This is a genomic window from Stenotrophomonas sp. 85239_Sma, from assembly GCF_056481725.1.
Window position 1 is genome coordinate 1,959,875 of the sequence record NZ_CM151163.1, and the last position, 18,892, is coordinate 1,978,766.

The following is an 18,892-nucleotide window of genomic DNA, read 5'->3' on the forward strand; positions in this document are numbered from 1 at the left end:
CGCGGACGGGCCGGGCCATGCCCGGCGAGCCGTCAGTCCTGCTTCAACAGCTCGACCAGCTGGCGCAGGCGGTAGGGCTTGGGCAGGAACTCGACCTGCTCCGGCAGCGGCGGCAGCTGCGAGCGCGCATAGCCGGAGGACAGGATCATCCGCGCCTGCGGCTGTTCGCGGGCGACGTGCTCGCTCAGTTCGATGCCAGACATGCCGTTGGGCATGCTGATATCGCTGAACACCACATCGAAACGCGCCTCGCCCTTGAGCAGTTCCGCCGCCTCGTGGCCATCGGCGGTGGTGGCCACCTCGATGCCGAAATCGCGCAGGGCCAGGCCGATCATCTCGCGCAGATCGTTCTGGTCCTCCACCATCAATACGCGGATCGGTTCATCGGTCATGGGCTGGGTCCTCCGTTGCGGGTAGCAGCAGGCTGACCGTGGTGCCGACACCGGGCGTGGTGGACACATCAACGAAGCCGCCGCTCTGGGTAGTGAATCCGAACACCTGGCTCAGGCCCAGGCCGCTGCCCTTGCCGATGTCCTTGGTGGTGAAGAAGGGCTCGCTGGCGCGCTCGGCGATGTCGGCAGCCATGCCATGTCCTTCGTCGCAGACGCTGAGGGTGACATAGCCGCGTTGCAGCGTGGTGTCCGCATCCGGGTCGAGCCGATGTTCCAGCGCGGTGCCGACCAGGATGCGCCCGCCGTCGGCGGTGGCCTCCACGGCATTGGCCACCAGGTTGGCCAGGGCAGCCTGCAGCTGCATCGCGTCGGTACTCACCTGCGGCAGGCCCGGCGTGAGGCATGCGTCCAGCGTCACCGTGGGCGGGCAGGCGCGCTGCAGGTCCGGCAGCCATCGCCTTACCAGTGCATTGATGTCCAGCGGTTCTCGGATCAGGGTCTGGCCAGTGCTGAAGGCCAGCAGCTGGCGGGTCAGCAGGGCGCCACGGTCGGTGGCCGCCTGCGCAGCGTCCAGCAGCTCGGCAGCGCGCACATCGTCACCGCTGACGCGCAGCGACAGCAGGTCCAGCGCGTTGCCGATGGTGGTCAGCAGGTTGTTGAACTCGTGCGACAGTCCGCGGCTGAGCCGTCCGACCGTCTCGAACTGCTGGGTGTTGCGCAGCGCACGCTGGGCATCGCGCAGCAATCGCTGTGCCTGCCATTGCTCGGTGATGTCGCGGGTGATCTTGACGAAGCCAAGCAGCTCGCCGGCCTCCACGACCGGCTCGATGACCACGCTGGCGCGGAACGACGAGCCATCACGGCGTACCCGCCAGCCCTCACTGGCAACATGGCCCTGCTGCGCCGCGAGGCGGAGCAGGCGCTGCGGTTCGCCCGCCTCGCGGTCGGCGGCCAGGTAGAAACGACTGAAGTGCGTACCCACCACTTCACCGGCTGAATAGCCCTTGATGCGCTCGGCGCCCGGGTTCCAGCTGCAGACGATGCCTTCAGGATCAAGCAGGTACAGCGCATGGTCGCGCACGCTGTCGATCAGCAGTCGCAGTTGCCGGGAAGGGTCCGTCAGCACGGACGTCGTAGAAGCGGCAGCGTCCACGTTGAAATAAGTGTTACCCCTGAGAGGGACGTGAAGCTAGGCAGTCCAGTGTGAAGGATGCGTGCACGGCAGGCACGTGCCATTGGTCCTGTGCGGCTGAATGCGACAGGGAGTACCATCACCCACCCTTTGTCTTCTGGAACCGACCTGCATGCGTCCTGGTGCGACTACGCGCGACCGCTGGATCTGGATGACCTCTGCCGTACTGCTGGCGGCGACCATCGCGCTGGAACTGGTGGTGCCGCTGGGATACGCGGTGTGGCTGGCCTACTTCCTGGCCGTGGGTGTGAGCGTGTTCCAGCGCAGTGCGCGGGCGCCGTTCATCGTCGCCGTGGTGGCCTGCGTGCTTCTGGTGGTCGGCTACAACGTCGCACCGGACAGCAGCAATTCGGCATTCTCGTTCGTCAACCGCAGCATCGGTGGCGTCGCGTTCCTGATGATCGCGCTGATCGTCTCGCGCGCGATCCAGGCCCGGCGCCAGGCGATGCGCGCCCTCTGGTTGCAGGAGGCCGAGAACGCGGTGGCGATGAGCCTGCGCGGCGACCTCGGGCCGGAGCAGATCGCCGAGGCGGCAGCGACCAGCCTGGGCGCGCAGCTGGAGGCCGAGGTCGGTGCCGTCTATCGCCTGGAAGGCGGGCGGTTGCAGCTGACCGGTGGCCTGGCATTGCCAGCCGGCATGCCGGCGTCGCTGGCATTGCAGGAAGGTCTGGCCGGGCAGGTGGCGCGTGATGAACGCGTGCGCCACCTGCATGGTGATGACGCAGTCATGCTTGAACTGCAGACCAGCCTTGGCCGGCTGCCGGTACGCGAACGCATCCTTGCGCCGATCAACAGTGATGGCGCAGTGGTCGGCGTGATTGAACTGGGTCGTGCGCGGGTGGGAGAGCAGCGCGAGCTGGATCGTGAGTTGCTGGAACGCTGCTCCGAGACCATCGGCATGGCCCTGCGGGCCTCGCTGCTGCGCGCACAGCTGGTGGTGCTGCTGGAGGAATCGCAGCGCCAGGGCGAGGAACTCCAGGCCCAGCAGGAAGAGCTGCGCGTGGCCAACGAGGAGCTGGAGGAGCAGAGCCGCAGCCTGCAGCAGTCGCAGACCCACCTGGAAGAACAGCAGGCCGAGCTGGAACAGAGCAACGTCCAGCTGGAAGAACGCACCCACGAGCTGGAGGCGCAGAAGCAGGCACTGCTGGTCGCGCAGGGCCAGCTGGTGCGCAACAGCAACGAGCTGGCTGCGACCTCGCGCTACAAATCCGAATTCCTGGCCAACATGTCGCACGAGCTGCGCACGCCGCTGAACAGCTCGCTGATCCTGGCCAAGCTGCTGGCTGACAACAAGGATGGCACGCTGACCGAAGAGCAGGTGAAGTACGCCCGCGCGATCCTGTCGTCCAACAACGACCTTCTGGCGCTGATCAACGACATCCTGGACCTCTCGCGCATCGAGGCGGGCCATGTCGAGCTGGCCGATGAAGTGGTGGTGGTGGACAGCGTGCTGCAACGCCTGCGTGAGACCTTCGAGCCGATGGCGCGGCAGAAAGGCCTGGCCCTGCAGATCGAAGCCGATGCACTGGCGCCAAGCCAGCTGGTGGCAGACAGCCAGCGCCTGCAGCAGATCCTGAAGAACCTGCTGGCCAATGCACTGAAGTTCACCGAACACGGCAAGGTCAGCCTGCAGGTCCGTGCAGGGGGGAACGGCCGTATCCGCTTCGAGGTCTGCGACAGCGGCATTGGCATTGCCCGCGAGCAGCTGCAGGTGATCTTCGAAGCCTTCCGCCAGGCCGACGGCAGTACCCGCCGCCGCTACGGTGGCACCGGCCTGGGCCTGTCGATCTCGCGTGACCTGGCCGAGCGCATGGGCGGCACCATCCAGGTCGACAGTGAGCCGGGCCGTGGCAGCTGCTTCATCCTGGAGCTGCCGCTGCAGGGAACGCCTGCGCTTGAATCGGACGCGGCGCCCGCTGCCGCCGTCGTGGCACCAGCGGTTGCGCCTGTGCATGTGCCCGCGCCCGCTGCGCCGGTGATTGCGGCCGGCGTGAGCGCGGCCGCGGCCAGCGTGGCCGACGACCGTGGCCGGCGCCAGCGTGCAGGCCGGCTGATCCTGGCCGTGGAAGACGACGCCACCTTCGCCGAAGCGCTGGTGGTGCTGGCCCACGAGCTGGACTTCGACTGCGTGGTGGCCAGCACGGCGGAGGAAGCGCTGGCACTGGCCAGCGAGCTGCGCCCGAACGGCATCCTGCTCGATATCGGCCTGCCCGATGTGTCCGGCCTGAGCGTGCTGGAGCGCCTGAAGCGCAATCCCGACACCCGCCACATCCCGGTGCACGTGGTTTCGGCAATGGAACGCGGCCAGGTCGCACGCGAGCTGGGCGCGATCGGCTTCGCGATCAAGCCGACCACGCGCGAGCGTCTGGTGACGGCCATCGAGCAGCTGGAACAGACCAGCCAGCGCGACATGCGGCGGCTGCTGATCGTCGAGGATGACAACGAGCTGCGCCACAACCTGGAACTGCTGCTGGGCCGTGATCAGCTGCAGATCGTCGCCGTGGGTACCCTGGCCGGCGCGCTGGAACAGCTGAGTACGGTCACCTTCGACTGCATGGTGATGGACCTGTCGCTGCCCGATGGCAGTGGCTACGACCTGCTCGAGCACATGGCGGGCAACGATGACGTGGGTTTCCCGCCGGTGATCGTCTATACCGGGCGTGCGCTCAGCCGCGAGGAAGAGCAGCGCCTGCGCCGTTACTCGAAGAGCATCATCATCAAGGGCGCACGCTCGCCCGAACGCCTGCTGGACGAAGTGACCCTGTTCCTGCACAGCGTCGAGGCCAGCCTGCCCAGCGACCAGCAGCGCCTGCTGCGCGAGGCACGCCGCCGCGACACGGTGCTCGACGGCCGCACCGTGCTGCTGGCCGAAGACGATGTGCGCAACATCTTCGCGCTGTCCAGCGTGCTCGAACCGCTCGGCGTGACGCTGGAGATCGCCCGCAACGGCCAGGAAGCGGTCGATCGCCTGGCCGAGCGCGAGGTCGATCTGGTGCTGATGGACATCATGATGCCGGAGAAGGATGGCCTGGCCGCGATGCGCGAGATACGCGCGCAGCGCCACCTGCAGGACCTGCCGATCATCGCGCTGACCGCCAAGGCGATGCCGGACGACCGCGAGCGCTGCCTGCAGGCCGGCGCGAACGACTACATCGCCAAGCCCATCGATGTCGACAAGCTGGTTTCGCTGTGCCGGGTCTGGTGTTCCCGGCAATGAACGAGCAGGCCCTGTTCGACCTGGAATTGAAGGTGCTGCTGGAAGCGTTGTACCAGCGCTACCACTACGACTTCCGCAGCTACGCGGTGTCGTCGCTGCGGCGGCGCATCCGCCAGGCCATGCAGCGCTATGAGTGCGAGCGGCTGGCCGACCTGCAGCACCGCCTGCTGCACGAGCCGGACCTGTTCGCGCAGGCGATGCAGTTCTTCACCGTGCAGGTGTCGGAGATGTTCCGGGACCCGGCCTATTTCCGTGAGCTTCGCGAGCAGGTGGTGCCGGTGCTGCGCACCTATCCGTCGGTGAAGCTGTGGGTTGCCGGCTGCAGTACGGGCGAGGAGGTGTGGTCGCTGGCGATCCTGCTGCACGAGGAGGGCCTGCTCGAGCGCAGCATTGTCTATGCCACCGACATCAATCCGGCAGCGCTGGCCACCGCCGAAGCCGGCGCCTATGGCATCGACCGGATGGCCCAGTTCAGCCGCAACTACCTGGCGGCCGGTGGCACGGCATCGCTGTCCGACTATTACGCCACGGCCTACGACGGTGCGGTGTTCGACCGCCAGCTGCGTCGCAACGTGGTGTTCGCCGACCACAGCCTGGCCACCGACACCGTGTTCTCCGAAGTTCACCTGGTGTCGTGCCGCAACGTGCTGATCTATTTCAACCGCGACCTGCAGGACCGCGCGGTGGGCCTGTTCCGTGAGGCGCTGGTGCATCGCGGCTTCCTGGGCCTGGGCAGCAAGGAGTCGCTGCAGTTCGGTCGCCACCACGGTGCGTTCGAGGTCTGCTCGCGCGAGCATCGCCTGTACCGGAAGGTCGCCTGATGGCGTTGCCGACACGCCCGGCCGTGCTGGTGATCGGCGCCTCTGCCGGTGGGGTCGCGGCCCTGCAGGCGGTGCTGGGTGCGCTGCCCGCGACGCTGCCCGCGCCGGTGCTGGCAGTGCTGCACCTGCCGCGGGACCGCAGCAGCCGCATCGCCGAAGTGCTGGCGCCATACTGCGCACTGCCTGTGCGCGAGGCCGAGGACAAGCAGCCGCTGCAGCAGGGTACGGTGACCTTCGCGCCACCGGACTATCACCTGCTGGTGGAAGACGCCGGTTCGCTGGCGTTGTCGGTCGACGCACCGGTGCTGTTTTCGCGCCCGGCCATCGATCCGCTGTTCGAATCGGCTGCGGCGGTGTTCGGCGCGCAGGTGCTGGCCCTGTTGCTGACAGGTGCCAGCAGTGACGGCAGCGAGGGGGTGGCCGCGGTGCGCGCCGCTGGCGGCCGCGCCTGGCTGCAATGTCCCGAGGAGGCCGAGGCATCGATGATGCCGGCCTCCGCCCTGCAGCACGCTGGCGCCGATGCCGTGCTGCCCCTTGAACTGATGTGCCGTCGCCTGAAGGAGTTGTTTGCATGAACCTGTTGCCACCGGACCCTGCGCAGCCGCAGACCCCGGTCAACCTGCTGATCGTCGATGACGTGCCGCAGAACCTGGTAGCCATGCAGGCGCTGCTGCAGCGCGAGGGCGTGAACCTGCTGCTTGCGGGCTCGGGCGCGCAGGCGCTGGAGTTGCTGCTGGAGCACGAGGTGGCGCTGGCATTGCTGGACGTGCACATGCCAGAGATCGATGGCTTCACCCTGGCCGAGCTGATGCGCGGTTCGCACCGCAGCCGCACGGTGCCGATCATCTTCCTGACCGCCTCGCCGGATGACCCGGTGCGGGCGTTCAAGGGCTACGAAACCGGCGCAGTCGATTTCCTGCACAAGCCGGTGGCGCCGCAGGTGATCCTGAGCAAGGTCAATGTCTTCATCGAGCTCTACCAGCAGCGGCAGTTGCTGAAGGCGCGCAATGAGGCGCTGGAGCGTGCACTGAAGCTCAACGAGACGATGGCCGCGGTGCTGACCCATGACCTGCGCACGCCGCTGTCGGCAATCCTGCTGTGCGCGGACAAGCTGGCGCTGGAGTTGCCGGAGGACAACTCGGGTGCGCAGCAGACGCTGGCTCACCTTGAGGCCAGCACCCTGCGCATGGCGCGGATGGTGGAGCAGTTGCTGGATTTTTCACGGATCCGCAGCGGCGGCCTGCGCCTGCAGGCCAGTGCCTGCGATCTTGCGGAGGTGACACGTGCGGTGGTGGCCGAAGCGGGCAGTGCCCACGGTCACGCCCGGGTCCATCTCGACATGCAGGGGGATACCCGCCTGCAGGGTGATCTGGACCGGCTGGGCCAGGTCGCCGCGAACCTGGTGGGCAACGCGCTCACCCATGGCAGCGAGGCGAGGGTGGAGGTGGACGGTCGCGATCCGCGCAGCGTGCTGCTGCGGGTGAGCAATCCCGGGCGGATCGACGATGCGCTGCTGCCACGCCTGTTCGAGCCGTTCAAAGCCAGCTTCCATCCCAGCAATGGCCTGGGTCTGGGCCTGTACATCGTTGACCAGTTCGTCCGCGCCCACGGTGGCCGCATCGGCGCGCGCAACGAAGCGGGGCAGGTGGTGTTCGAGGCGACGCTACCACGGCGCGCTGAAAGCCCGGGAACCGCGGCAAGCTGAACTCTTCAGCAAGCGCGCCATGGAGCTGAGACGGGCTCGTCCGCAACTGCTACCGTGGCGGTACACATTGCCAAGGAAGCACCATGCCACTGCGCGCGATCGCCTATGTCAGCCGGGCGCTGCCGGATCTTTCCGCTGGGCGGATGCAGGCGCTGGTCGACGACGCGGCCCGCTTCAACAAGATGGCCGGCGTGACCGGCGTGCTGCTGCACGACGGAACGCGTTTCCTGCAGTACATCGAAGGGCCGCCGGATGGCATCGATTCGGTCTACGAACGCATCCTGCAGGCCGGCAGCCATATCGACATCATCGAACTGGCGCGCGGTCGCCTGGGCCAGCGCCAGTTCCCATACTGGTCGATGCGCGCGTTGCCGGTGGAGGAGACTCTGCTGCGCCAGCTGTCTTCCAGTGACTGGTCGGGTTTTACCCGTGCCCTGGAGGGTGATCGCTCCGCGCCGACGCCGGTGGATCTGCTCGACAGCATTGTGCAGCCAGCGCTGCAGGCCGGCTGAGCGTCAGTGTGAGGTGCCGCCGCCGCAATAGGCGGCATGCAGCGCCTGCAGCACGCCCACCGCGGGCCCTTCCAGCATGCGGTAGTGGATGGCCTGCGCCTCGCGCCGGGTCGCCACGATGTGCAGTTCACGCAGTACGGCAAGGTGCTGCGAGAGCGCTGACGCGCTCAGGCCTGTCAGCGCCTGCAGTTCTGGCACGGGTGCTTCGCCTTCGACCAGGCGGCACAGCACGCGCAGGCGGGCAGGATGGGCCAGGCTCTTGAGCAGGGCCGCCGCCTTCGACGCCTGTCCGGCCATCGCGGCGCTGTCGAGCGGGGGGCTGGTCATGGTTGACCTTCTTTCTTTGGAAATGTCTAATTTAGATAAATCTAAATTAATCGGCAATCCCATGAACGATGTGAAAGAGGGCAGGGCGTGAGCCTCCCATGGGCTGCAGTGGCTGGCGGGGCGCTGATTGGCACCGCCGCAGTGCTGTTGCTCGCCACCCTCGGGCGCGTGGCCGGCATCAGCGGAATCGCCGCAGGCAGCCTGCGCGCAGCGAAAGGCGAGCGTGGCTGGCGCTGGGCCTTCCTGTTGGGACTGCTCGCGGCAGCCGGGCTGGTGCTGTGGTGGCAGTCACCGCCTGAGGCGTCGCCCCGGGCACTGCTGCGCGACGCCTTGCCTGCCTGGCAGTTGATCGGCGCTGGCCTGCTGGTGGGCTTCGGCACGCGCTTGGGCAGTGGCTGTACCAGTGGTCATGGCGTCTGTGGCATGGCCCGCGGCTCGAAGCGCTCGCTGCTGGCAGTGCTGGTGTTCATGGCCTGCGCGATGCTGACCACCTTCCTTGTCCGCCATGGCGGAGGCCTGGCATGAGCCGCGCGGTCCTGGCCGCCGCTGTGGCGGGTGCGCTGTTCGGCGCGGGGCTGGCGCTTTCGGGGATGACCGACGCGCGTCGAGTACTCGGTTTCCTCGACATCGCGGGTGATTTCGATCCCACCCTGATGTGGGTGCTCGGCTCGGCACTGCTGGTCAGTGCGGTCGGGCAGCGTTGGGTGCTGCGCCGCGCGCGGCCGTGGTTCGCGCTGCGCTTCGAGCTGCCCAGTGCACGTGATGTCGATGCTCGCCTGCTGCTGGGTGCCGCCATGTTCGGTATCGGCTGGGGATGGGCCGGTTATTGCCCGGGCCCCGCCATTGCCGGGCTGGCAGTCGCATCGCGTGAAGCGCTGTGGTTCGTGCCCGCCATGGTGGCGGGCTTCTGGCTGCACGGGCGCTTCGTGCGCTGAGGCTTCACCCCTGTGTCACGATGGATCGGGTCAGATCCACGGACCACGGGGAAAGGAGCGCAGAGGTATGGCACGGATGAAGTGGCAGGGAAGGGCGATGCTGGCCATGGCGCTGGCATCGGCGATCACGCCGGCGTTGGCCTGCACGCGCGCGGTGTACCTGGGTGACAACGGCGACGTGATCACCGCCCGTTCGATGGACTGGAAGGTCGATGTGGCGACCAACCTCTACGTGCTGCCGCGTGGCATCGCACGCACCGGCCAGGCCGGCCCGAAGTCGCTGGCCTGGACCGCGCGCTATGGCAGCGTGGTGGCCACCGGCTACGACGTGTCGACCACGGACGGCATGAACGAGAAGGGCCTGGTGGCCAACCTGCTCTGGCTGGTGGAGTCGGAGTATCCGCAGCAGCGAGGCAACAAGCCGGGCCTGGCGATCTCGCTGTGGGCACAGTATGTGCTGGACAATTTCGCCACCGTGGACGAGGCGGTAACGGCGCTCATGCGTGAGCCGTACTCGATCGTCACCGACAAGGTGCCGGGCGAAGACCGCCAGGCGACGCTGCATCTGTCGCTGTCCGACGCGACCGGTGACAGTGCCATTGTCGAATACATCGGCGGCCGCCAGGTGATCCATCACGACCGCCGCTACCAGGTGATGACCAACTCGCCGATCTTCGAGCAACAGCTGGCACTCAACAGCTACTGGCAGCAGATCGGTGGCACGGTGATGCTGCCGGGTACCAACCGCTCGTCCGACCGCTTCGCGCGTGCATCGTTCTACATCAACGCCATCCCCAAGGCTGAAGACCCGGTGGAAGCGCTGGCCAGCGTGTTCAGCGTGATCCGCAACGCGTCGGTGCCCTACGGCATCACCACGCCGGGCGAGCCGAACATTTCATCCACGCGCTGGCGCACCGTAGCCGACCACAAGCGGCGGTTGTACTTCTTCGAGTCGGCGTTGACCCCGAACACCTTCTGGGTCGATCTGAACAAGGTCGATTTCGGTGGCCAGGTGCTCAGGCTCGACCTTGGCAAGGACCAGCGCAACACGTTCGCCGGCGATGCACTGGGCCACTTCGTACCCAGCGCACCGTTCGCCTTCCTCGGTATCGACGGTTAGTTCGACGCCTGGCTGGAGGCCGGGTAAACCGCCTGGATCGTGCAGGCGCCGCGGGTGTACTGCGGCAGCGGGGCCAGCGAATCGCTGCGCAGGTCACCATTCTCGAAATCGGCGGTGAGGATGCGGTCACCGGGATTTCCGCAGATCAGGCCATTCTGCATGCCGGAGCGGAAGCTGAGCCGCGGTGCACGGTCGAGCTGGCGGCAGTGGCTGCCGAGCTCGACACGGTAGTAGCGGTGGCCACCATTGCGGCGCGGATTGGTTTCCACCAGCATGCCCTGCGGGTCGGACGACCACGCGCGGACGTTGCGGGCGGCGAAGCAGTACGAAGGCGAGCCGCCGAAGCCGCGGCGGATTTCCTTGCGCTCGCGGATGGTCACCGCGGGCAGGGTGGCCGCGCGCAGGCGGTCACTGCCGCGGGCGACGCTGGCATAGTCCCGGTTCTGCACCGGGGTGACGGCACTGATGGCGCAACTGCGGCCATCGACCACGACGCGCTCGCTGGGACGACCGCAGGCCCAGCCGGCAGGTGCTTCCAGCTTCAGCGTGGTGGCCGTGCGGACGCCGGGGCAGTCCTCGCTGAAGTCGATGCGATAGGCCTGGCCGGAGGCTGCGCGCAGCGCGATCGAGCGGGGTGAGGCCTGTTCCACTTCCTGCACGCCGACCGCGTCCATGCAGTGCGGGGCGGGTGGGGTACGTTCCTGTGCCGGCGCCGTAACAGCCAGCGCCAGGCCCAGGCTCGCGGCGATGACCGCCAGTACGTGCTGATGGGTCATGACCTGCACTCCCTGCGTTGGATGACGGATCCACTATAGCAGCGGTTTGCACGGCCGTTGTTACACGCGCACACTGCCCGGATGGGCGCCATCTTCCATCTGCGGCACTACAGCCAGGCCACCGGCCTGGACCGCCATGACTACGCGCAGTGGGTGCTGCCGCTGCAGGGCGAACTGCAATTCGAGATGGAAGGCCGCGGTGGTCGCCTGGACCTGCTGCAGGGGGCCTTCGTCGCGGCTGGCGAAGCACATGACCAGATGGCCGATGGGCCGAATGGTTTCGTGATCGTCGACTGCCCGCCGGGTGTGCTCGATGATGGTACCCAGGAACATCTGTGCCGCCAGCGCTGGTTGCATCTGCCACTGGCACTGCGGCAGCGCCTGGCGCAGGTGCGTGAAGGCCACCCGTTGCCGTCCCTGCTGCCGCATCTGCTTCAGGTGTTTGCACCGGCCGGCAGTGGTGCGCGCATGCAGGGCCTGTGCGCGGCGGTGCAGGTCGATCCCGGCCAGGCGTGGCCGGTGGCGCGCATGGCCGCGTCGGTCGGGGTCAGCGAGAGCCGGTTGCACGCGCTGTTCCAGCGTGAGTTCGGGCTCAGCCCGCAGGCCTGGCTCAGTGCATGCCGGTTGCGCTGGGCCAAGCACCAGCTGCGCACCAGCGCGGCGCCGATCAGCGATATCGCGCTGGCCGCAGGCTATTCCGAGCAGAGCGCACTGACCCGAGCGCTGCGCCGTGAGTGCGGGCAGACGCCGGCCGCCTGGCGCAGGGGCAGCCCTTGGTAGAGGCGAGCATGCTCGCCTCTACACAAGCCGGTGTCCTGCAGGGCCGGGCTTTCCAGGCGCGCGGCCGGGCAGGGCAGTAGCCTCGGTCAAGAGCGCCCATCGGCCAGCGATTACACTGCGCGGCCTGTTCTCTCTCCCCCCCGAAGAACCCGAATGCGCAACAACCCGATGGCCCTGGGCATCGCCAATGGCGTTGCCGCCGGTGCGCTGTGGGGCGTGGTCTTTCTCGCGCCCGCCGTGCTGCAATCGTTCAATGCCCTGCAACTGTCCGCCGGTCGCTACCTGGTCTATGGCCTGATTGCCGTCGCTCTGTTGCTGCCGCGCTGGAGGCGGTTGGCACCGCGGCTGGGCCGTGCCGAATGGTTCGGGCTGCTGTGGCTGAGCCTGGCCGGCAACCTGGTGTACTTCCTGCTGCTGGCCACGGCGGTGCAGTGGGCCGGTGGCGCGGCGGCGTCCTTGATTGTCGGCCTGATTCCGGTGGTGGTCACACTGGTTGGCGTACGCGAGCACGGCGCGGTGCCGTTGAAGCAGTTGCTGCCAGCGCTGGGCCTGTGCGTGCTTGGCGTGGCGCTGGTGGGCTGGGAAGCATTGATGTCCGAGCACCTCGCAACACCGTGGCGGCAGCGCCTGATCGGCCTGCTGTGCGCATTCGGTGCGCTGTTCTCGTGGGCGCTGTACTCGATCGGCAACAGTCGTTGGCTGGCACGCCGGCCGGACCTGTCCAGCCACGACTGGTCGTTGCTGACCGGCGTCACCACCGGCGGCCTGGCCCTGCTGCTGGTGCCCATGGCCTTCATCGGCCACAGCGGCACCCACACGGCGGCACAGTGGGGGGGCTTCTGGGCGATCAGCGCTGGCGTGGCAGTGGTGGCCTCGATCCTCGGCAATGCGTTCTGGAACCGCGCCAGCCGCCTGCTGCCGTTGACCCTGACCGGGCAGATGATCGTGTTCGAAACCCTGTTCGCGCTCCTGTATGCCTTTGCCTGGCAGCAGCGCTGGCCCTCGCTTCTGGAAGCGCTGGCGATCGTGTTCCTGGTGGCCGGCGTGATGCTGTGCGCGCATGCCCATCGCACGCCACGGGCGATCGCCGAACATGCCGGCTGAATGCGGCCGTCAAGCGGGCTGATGGCTGCTTTGTCTCAGATGCAACCAAATGCCGGCACGTTGGCCGATGATCGCCGCAGTGGTTTTTTGCATCGCAGCACTTGACAGCGGCCCGGCGCACAGTGTTTTCTGTGCGTCATGGTCCTTGATGCCGCCCACGCCAGCCTGATCGCCCCCGCCACTGCGGGTCGTTCGACTGCGCCGGTCGCCACCACCACCATTACCACCACCACCGTCACCACTGCCCTGGTGCGGCCCGTCGTCTTCGTGTAACTCCCGAAAACCACGGCCCCGCACCATCCAGGTGGCGGGGAAACTCGACACCTGCATGCGACGGGGCCTCCTACCGAGGTCTGCATGTCTTCCCACGCCCCCGCCCATCCCGTTGCCCCGGCCGACCTGGCTGCGCCGTCCACTGTCGTGCACAAGTTCGGCGGCACCTCGGTGGCCGATGCCGAACGCTACCGCCATGTTGCCGGCCTGCTGCTGGCCCGCCCCGAATCGCTGCAGGTCACTGTTGTCTCCGCGATGAAGGGGGTCACCGACGCGCTGATCGAACTGGCGCAGTTGGCGGCCAAGGGCGATGAAGGCTGGCGCGAGGCCTGGCATGCGCTGCGCGCGCGCCATCGCGGCGCCGCCGTGGCGCTGCTGGGCGAGCAGGTGGGCGAGACCGTCGAATGGATCGACGCCCGCTTCGATCAGCTGGCCGAAGTGCTGGCGGCGCTGGCGGTGATCGGCGAGCTGCCGCGCGAGGTGCTGGACCGCGTGCAGGGCCTGGGCGAAGTGTTCTCCGCGCAGCTGCTCGGCACCCACCTGCGTGCCTTGGGCGAAGACTGCGCGGTGCTTGATGCACGCGATGTGCTGGTGGTCGGGCATGGCGAGCTGGGCGTCGATGTCGACTGGGAAGCCAGTGCCGACCGCCTCGCCCAATGGCGCCTGCAGCATCCGCAGCCGCGCCTGGTCGCCACCGGTTTCGTCGCACGTGATCGCGATGACCGCATCACCACCCTGGGTCGCAACGGCAGCGATTACTCCGGCGCGATCTTCGCGGCGCTGTTCAACGCCGATGAACTGCACATCTGGACCGATGTCGACGGCGTGCTGTCAGCCGACCCGCGGCTGGTGCCCGAAGCTGTGCAGCTGGAATCGCTGAGCTACGACGAGGCCTGCGAACTGGCCTACTTCGGCGCCAAGGTGGTGCACCCGCAGACGATGTCGCCGGCGATCCGCCTCGGCCTGCCGATCATCATCCGCAATACCTTCCAGCCGGCACATCCGGGTACGCGCATCAGTGCCGAGCGCTCGCCGCGTGGGCCGGTGAAGGGCCTGACCCTGAGCCCCGGGCTGGCCCTGCTGAACCTGGAAGGCACCGGCCTGATCGGCGTGCCGGGTACCGCCGAGCGCGTATTCGCCGCCCTGCGCCAGGCGCAGGTGTCGGTGGTGATGATCTCGCAGGGCTCGTCGGAGCATTCGATCTGCTGCGTGGTGCGCGCCGCCGAATCCGCACGTGGCCGTGAGGCGCTGCTGCACGCGTTCGCGCATGAACTGTCGGTCGGCCAGGTGCAGCGCGTGCAGGTCAGCGAGGGCGTCAGCGTACTGGCGGCGGTGGGTGACGGCATGGCTGGCCAGCCGGGTGTGGCCGCGCGCCTGTTCGAGGCACTGGGGCGTGCGCAGGTGAACATCCTGGCGATCGCGCAGGGCTCGTCCGAACGCAACATCTCGGTGGCGGTGGACAGTGCCGATGCCACTCGCGCGCTACGCGCGGCGCATGCAGGCTTCTGGCTGTCGCCGCAGACGTTTGCGGTGGGGGTGGTCGGGCCGGGCAACGTCGGCGCCGCGCTGCTGGACCAGCTGCTGGCGGCACGCCCGCAGCTGCTGGCCAAGGCCAACGTCGACCTGCGCCTGCGTGCACTGGCCTCGCGCTCGCGCATGCGGCTGGAAGCAGACGGCCTGCATGCGGACTGGCGCGAAGCGCTGCGGGACGCGGGCGAATCGAGTGACCTGGATCGCTTCACCGAACACCTGTTGGCCGCGCACCTGCCGCATGCGGTGGTGATCGACTGCAGTGGCAGTGCGGAGGTGGCCGAGCGCTATGAGGGCTGGCTGGCGGCCGGCATCCACGTGGTGACCCCGAACAAGCAGGCTGGTGCCGGGCCGCTGCCGCGCTACCAGCGCATCCGCGCTGCGGCGGCGGCCAGTGGTGCGCGTTTCCGCTACGAGGCCACCGTGGGCGCGGGCCTCCCGGTGATCACTACGCTGCGTGACCTGGTCGATACCGGCGACGAGGTGCTGGCCATCGAAGGCATCTTCTCCGGCACGCTGGCGTGGCTGTTCAACCGCTTCGATGGCAGCCAGCCGTTCTCGCAACTGGTCGCGCAGGCGCGCTCGATGGGCTACACCGAGCCGGACCCGCGTGATGATCTTTCGGGCGTGGACGTGGCGCGCAAGCTGGTGATCCTGGCCCGCGAAGCCGGCCACGCGCTCAGTCTTGAGCAGGTGGAAGTGGAAAGCTTGGTGCCGGCGCTGCTGCGCGAGGGCAGCGTGGATGACTTCATGGCGCGGCTGGGCGAGTCCGACGCCAGCCTGCTGCAACGCCTGCAGGATGCGCGGGCGCGGGGGGCGGTGCTGCGCTATGTGGCACAGCTGGGCGCCGACGGTGCCTCGGTGGGCCTGCAGGAACTGCCGGCCGATCACGCCTTCGCCAACCTGCGCCTGACCGACAACGTGGTGCAGTTCCGTACCCGCCGTTACTGCGACAACCCGTTGGTGGTGCAGGGGCCGGGGGCTGGCCCGGAAGTCACCGCGGCCGGTGTGTTCGCGGACCTGCTGCGGGTTGCTGCCGGCGAAGGAGCGCGGCTGTGATCGCACGTGCGTTCGCTCCCGCTTCGGTGGCCAACGTGGCGGTGGGCTTCGACATTCTTGGTCATGCCATCGCCGGTGTTGGCGATACCGTGAGTGTGCGCCGCATCGATGAGCCGGTGGTGCGCATCGAGGCGATCCGTGGCAGTGCCGTCGCGCTGCCCCTGGATGCCGCTAGAAACACGGCAGGCGCTGCATTGATGTCGCTGCGCGAAGGCCTGGGCCTGGATTTCGGTTTCGCGGTCGAGATCGACAAGGGCATTCCGTTCGGTTCCGGCATGGGCGGTTCGGCCGCGTCGAGTGTCGCGGCGCTGGTCGCCGCCAATGCGCTGCTGCAGGTCCCGCTGCCGCGCGAGGCGCTATACCCGTTTGCGCTGGACGGCGAGGCGGTGGCCAGTGGCGGTCGCCACGGTGACAACGTCGGCCCGCTGCTGTTGGGCGGCCTGGCGCTGTGTACGGCCGATCGCCTGTTGCCGATCCCGGTACCTGCCAGCTGGCACAGCCTGCTGGTGCATCCGCATGCAGTGCTGGAAACGCGCCGTGCCCGCCAGGCCCTGCAGGGCAGCTATGCGCTGGGCGAGTTCGTGGCACAGAGCGCGAACCTCGCGCTGGTGCTCAGTGGCTGCCATCGCAGTGACGCGGCGCTGGTGCGCGCCGGCCTGCGCGATGTGCTGGTCGAACCGCGGCGGGCCGGATTGATCGTCGGCTTCGAGGCCGCCCGTGATGCGGCGCTGTCGGCCCATGCAATGGGCGCGGGCATCTCCGGCGCCGGGCCCAGCGTGTTCGCCTGGTTCGAGGATGCCGACCAGGCCCGCGCCGCCGTGGCGCCGGTGCAGGCAGCGTTCGCTGCGGCCGGCTTCGACAGTGATGCCTGGGTGTCGCCGCTGGATGCGCCGGGAGCCCGGCTGTGCTGAATCCTTCCCCTTCTCTGGATACCGAACCGATGTATTTCGTTTCCACCCGCGGCCAGTCGCCGGCCGTTGGCCTCAGCGCGGCGATCGCCGCCGGATTGGCGCCCGATGGCGGGCTGTATGTCCCCGAGCGTCTGCCGGCCCCCCGCGAACTGCAGGCCGGGGCGACCCTGGCCGATACCGCCGCCGATCTGCTGGCGCCGTTCTTTGCTGGTGACGCACTTGAGGCTGCGCTTCCGGCGATCTGCCGAGAGGCGTTCGACTTCCCGGTGCCGCTGCGCGCGCTCGGCGACGGTGATCACGTGCTGGAGCTGTTCCATGGGCCGACGGCGGCGTTCAAGGATATTGGCGCGCGCTTCCTGGCCGGTACGCTGTCGCGGCTGCAGGCCGGCAAGGGCCGCGACCTGACGATCGTCGTCGCCACGTCCGGCGATACCGGTGCTGCAGTGGCGGCGGCCTTCCATCGCCAGCCGGGCGTGCGCGTGGTGGTGCTGTACCCGGATGGCCGCGTGTCCCCGCGCCAGGCGCACCAGCTCGGTTGTTTCGGCGACAACATCCAGGCCCTGCGTGTGGCGGGTGCGTTCGACGATTGCCAAGCGATGGTCAAGCAGGCGCTGGCTGACCGCGAACTGCAGGCGCAGGTGCCGTTGAGCTCGGCCAACAGCATCAGCCTGGGCCGCCTGCTGCCGCAGATGAGCTACTACGCGCACGCAGCATTGAACCACTACGCCGCGCATCGTCGCCGGCTCAATCTGGTGGTGCCAACCGGCAACCTGGGCAATGCGATGGCGGCGGTGCTGGCGCGCGCGCTGGGCGTGCCGATCGGGCAGATCGTGCTGGCCACCAATGCCAATGCCGTGCTGCCGGCGTACTTCAATGGTGGCGACTACCAGCCGCAGGCCAGTGTGGCCACGGTGGCCAATGCAATGGACGTGGGGGCGCCAAGCAACTTCGAGCGACTGCGCTGGCTCTACCACGGCGACGACGCGGAACTGCGTGCTGCGTTCCGTGCGTTCGCGGTGGATGACGTGACCATCCGCGCGACGATTGCGGCAGCGCATGCCGGCCGCGGCGAGCTGTTCTGCCCGCACACGGCGACGGCGGTGAAGGTGCTGCAGGATCTGCGGGCGCGTGGTGCCAAGGGCGACTGGGCGGTGGTGGCTACGGCGCACCCCGCGAAGTTCGAGGCCGTGGTCGAGCCGCTGATTGGCGAAGCGGTGGCGGTGCCGCCTGCGCTGGATGCGTTGCTGCAGCGGCCGGCGCACGCCGAGCCGTTGGCGGCTGATTACGCGGCGTTGCGTGAGGTGTTGCTGCGCTGATCAATGGCGTCTGGGATTGCCGGCCGCTGGCCGGCACCCCCATGAACCGCGATACGGTCAGATCAACCCTTCGCCGGCCAGCGTACGCAGCCCATCCTCGTCGAGGATCTCCACCACGTTCAGGTGGGGCAGGGCGATCAGCCCCTGCTGGCGCAGCTTGGTGAAGGTGCGGCTGACCGTTTCCATGGTCAGGCCCAGATGGTCGGCAATATCGCCGCGGCCCATCGGCAGCGACACGCGCAGGCCGTCGCCGCCCAGCTTGGCCTCGCGCGCGGCCAGGCGCAGCAGGAAATCGGCCAGCTTCTCGGCCGGCTGCAGGCGTGCCAGGGCCAGTGCGGCGTCCTGCGCGGCATCCAGCTCCTGGCAGGCGCGCTGCAGCAGCTTGCGCTCCAGGTGCGGGAAGCGGCTGCGCAGTGCCTTCATCTGTGGCAGCGCGACGCGGCACACGCGGCTGTCGGCGATGGCCTCGATGTCGTAGCGGTGATGGTCGCTGCCGCTCAAGCCCAGGTAGTCGCCGGGCAGCACGAAACCGTTGATCTGGCGGCGGCCGTCAGCCAGGGTACGCACCAGGCGCAGTGCGCCGGCGGTCAATGTATAGACATGGTCGCGCTCTTCGCCGGTGCGGGCCAGCGTGCTGCCCATGCCGACCTGCTGCGAAACGGTGACCTGTTCCAGCGCCTGCACTTCATCGGGCGACAGCGCCGAGCACACCGCAAGGTGGCGAACCGAGCAGTGCATGCAGTCGAGCGTGGTGCAGGACGGCGAGGCGGGATCGTTGGTGGCGGGCGGAGCGCCGGAAGGCCGGGACATGTTGCGTGGGCGTATCGCGGGCGGGGGAGGGCCTTATGATACTTCAAGCGGCCGTTCGACCCTGCCCGAGGCGGGGGCGCTAGAATGTCGCCCCCTCCCACGTCCCGTTTCA

19 protein-coding genes are annotated in these 18,892 nt (G+C 68.2%); 13 read left to right on the forward strand and 6 right to left on the reverse strand.

From position 1 onward, the window contains the following. Window positions 1-32 precede the first annotated feature (32 nt). Window positions 33-392, reverse strand: coding sequence for a response regulator (locus tag ACYKG1_RS09285; protein WP_014036985.1), 360 nt, complete (start codon window positions 390-392; stop codon window positions 33-35). Next, complete coding sequence (locus tag ACYKG1_RS09290) at window positions 382-1,545, reverse strand: two-component system sensor histidine kinase NtrB (protein WP_430541854.1); 1,164 nt, start codon at window positions 1,543-1,545, stop codon at window positions 382-384. Before ACYKG1_RS09290 ends, ACYKG1_RS09285 begins: the two co-directional genes overlap by 11 nt. Before the next feature lie 151 nt (window positions 1,546-1,696). On the opposite strand from ACYKG1_RS09290, the gene ACYKG1_RS09295 reads away from it, so the two are divergent. From ACYKG1_RS09295 to ACYKG1_RS09315, 5 genes are all read left to right on the forward strand, one after another. Further along, window positions 1,697-4,801, forward strand: coding sequence for a hybrid sensor histidine kinase/response regulator (locus ACYKG1_RS09295; RefSeq protein WP_478472479.1), 3,105 nt, complete (start codon window positions 1,697-1,699; stop codon window positions 4,799-4,801). Continuing rightward, window positions 4,798-5,622: a CheR family methyltransferase gene (locus tag ACYKG1_RS09300; RefSeq protein ID WP_014036988.1), complete on the forward strand. Its 825-nt coding sequence runs from the start codon at window positions 4,798-4,800 to the stop codon at window positions 5,620-5,622. Before ACYKG1_RS09295 ends, ACYKG1_RS09300 begins: the two co-directional genes overlap by 4 nt. Then, window positions 5,622-6,197 carry a chemotaxis protein CheB gene (locus ACYKG1_RS09305; RefSeq protein WP_100472098.1) on the forward strand — a complete coding sequence of 192 codons (576 nt, stop codon included), beginning with the start codon at window positions 5,622-5,624 and terminating at the stop codon, window positions 6,195-6,197. The genes ACYKG1_RS09300 and ACYKG1_RS09305 overlap by 1 nt, the downstream gene beginning before the upstream one ends. Next, complete coding sequence (locus tag ACYKG1_RS09310) at window positions 6,194-7,327, forward strand: hybrid sensor histidine kinase/response regulator (protein ID WP_100472099.1); 1,134 nt, start codon at window positions 6,194-6,196, stop codon at window positions 7,325-7,327. Before ACYKG1_RS09305 ends, ACYKG1_RS09310 begins: the two co-directional genes overlap by 4 nt. Before the next feature lie 83 nt (window positions 7,328-7,410). Further along, entirely contained in the window at window positions 7,411-7,839 is a 429-nt protein-coding gene (locus ACYKG1_RS09315) for a BLUF domain-containing protein (protein WP_478472480.1), read from the forward strand. Between the two features lie 3 nt (window positions 7,840-7,842). Here the strand turns inward: ACYKG1_RS09315 and ACYKG1_RS09320 are convergent, their stop codons facing one another. Then, window positions 7,843-8,166, reverse strand: a complete 324-nt coding sequence (locus ACYKG1_RS09320) for an ArsR/SmtB family transcription factor (RefSeq protein ID WP_478472482.1) — start codon at window positions 8,164-8,166, stop codon at window positions 7,843-7,845. 87 nt (window positions 8,167-8,253) lie between these two features. Here ACYKG1_RS09320 and ACYKG1_RS09325 point away from each other — a divergent pair, with 87 nt between their 5' ends. From ACYKG1_RS09325 to ACYKG1_RS09335, 3 genes are all read left to right on the forward strand, one after another. Further along, window positions 8,254-8,691, forward strand: coding sequence for a YeeE/YedE family protein (locus tag ACYKG1_RS09325; RefSeq protein ID WP_262083812.1), 438 nt, complete (start codon window positions 8,254-8,256; stop codon window positions 8,689-8,691). After that, the gene (locus ACYKG1_RS09330) at window positions 8,688-9,101 is read left to right on the forward strand and encodes a DUF6691 family protein (protein WP_478472483.1); all 414 of its coding nucleotides are present in this window, start codon (window positions 8,688-8,690) and stop codon (window positions 9,099-9,101) included. Before ACYKG1_RS09325 ends, ACYKG1_RS09330 begins: the two co-directional genes overlap by 4 nt. A 67-nt stretch (window positions 9,102-9,168) precedes the next feature. Beyond that, window positions 9,169-10,221 carry a linear amide C-N hydrolase gene (locus ACYKG1_RS09335; protein ID WP_478472485.1) on the forward strand — a complete coding sequence of 351 codons (1,053 nt, stop codon included), beginning with the start codon at window positions 9,169-9,171 and terminating at the stop codon, window positions 10,219-10,221. On the opposite strand, the gene ACYKG1_RS09340 is transcribed toward ACYKG1_RS09335, so the two are convergent. Then, the gene (locus ACYKG1_RS09340) at window positions 10,218-10,997 is read right to left on the reverse strand and encodes a DUF6491 family protein (RefSeq protein ID WP_478472487.1); all 780 of its coding nucleotides are present in this window, start codon (window positions 10,995-10,997) and stop codon (window positions 10,218-10,220) included. The two genes, ACYKG1_RS09335 and ACYKG1_RS09340, sit on opposite strands and share 4 nt — an antisense overlap. 81 nt (window positions 10,998-11,078) lie before the next feature. On the opposite strand from ACYKG1_RS09340, the gene ACYKG1_RS09345 reads away from it, so the two are divergent. Both ACYKG1_RS09345 and ACYKG1_RS09350 read left to right on the forward strand, forming a co-directional pair. Next, window positions 11,079-11,777, forward strand: a complete 699-nt coding sequence (locus tag ACYKG1_RS09345; RefSeq protein ID WP_262226895.1) for a helix-turn-helix transcriptional regulator — start codon at window positions 11,079-11,081, stop codon at window positions 11,775-11,777. Window positions 11,778-11,930: 153 nt separating this feature from the next. Then, on the forward strand, window positions 11,931-12,881 hold the full coding sequence (locus tag ACYKG1_RS09350) for a DMT family transporter (RefSeq protein WP_100472107.1): 951 nt from the start codon (window positions 11,931-11,933) through the stop codon (window positions 12,879-12,881). A 9-nt stretch (window positions 12,882-12,890) separates the two neighbouring features. Here ACYKG1_RS09350 and ACYKG1_RS09355 read toward each other — a convergent pair whose 3' ends face one another. After that, window positions 12,891-13,211 (reverse strand): hypothetical protein, encoded by a 321-nt coding sequence (locus ACYKG1_RS09355; protein WP_478472489.1) that lies wholly within the window; start codon window positions 13,209-13,211, stop codon window positions 12,891-12,893. 27 nt (window positions 13,212-13,238) lie between these two features. Between ACYKG1_RS09355 and thrA the strand changes: the two genes are divergently transcribed. Genes thrA through thrC form a run of 3 tightly spaced genes read left to right on the forward strand, consistent with a single transcriptional unit; the run spans window position 13,239 to window position 17,970 of the window. Continuing rightward, window positions 13,239-15,743, forward strand: coding sequence for a bifunctional aspartate kinase/homoserine dehydrogenase I (gene thrA / locus ACYKG1_RS09360; protein ID WP_262083807.1), 2,505 nt, complete (start codon window positions 13,239-13,241; stop codon window positions 15,741-15,743). Then, window positions 15,740-16,654: a homoserine kinase gene (locus ACYKG1_RS09365; protein ID WP_478472491.1), complete on the forward strand. Its 915-nt coding sequence runs from the start codon at window positions 15,740-15,742 to the stop codon at window positions 16,652-16,654. The genes thrA and ACYKG1_RS09365 overlap by 4 nt, the downstream gene beginning before the upstream one ends. 29 nt (window positions 16,655-16,683) lie before the next feature. After that, a complete protein-coding gene (thrC, locus tag ACYKG1_RS09370) occupies window positions 16,684-17,970 on the forward strand; it encodes a threonine synthase (RefSeq protein ID WP_478472493.1) in 1,287 nt (428 codons plus the stop codon). A 57-nt stretch (window positions 17,971-18,027) separates the two neighbouring features. On the opposite strand, the gene ACYKG1_RS09375 is transcribed toward thrC, so the two are convergent. Continuing rightward, complete coding sequence (locus ACYKG1_RS09375) at window positions 18,028-18,780, reverse strand: Crp/Fnr family transcriptional regulator (protein WP_049424744.1); 753 nt, start codon at window positions 18,778-18,780, stop codon at window positions 18,028-18,030. Window positions 18,781-18,892: the final 112 nt, after the last annotated feature.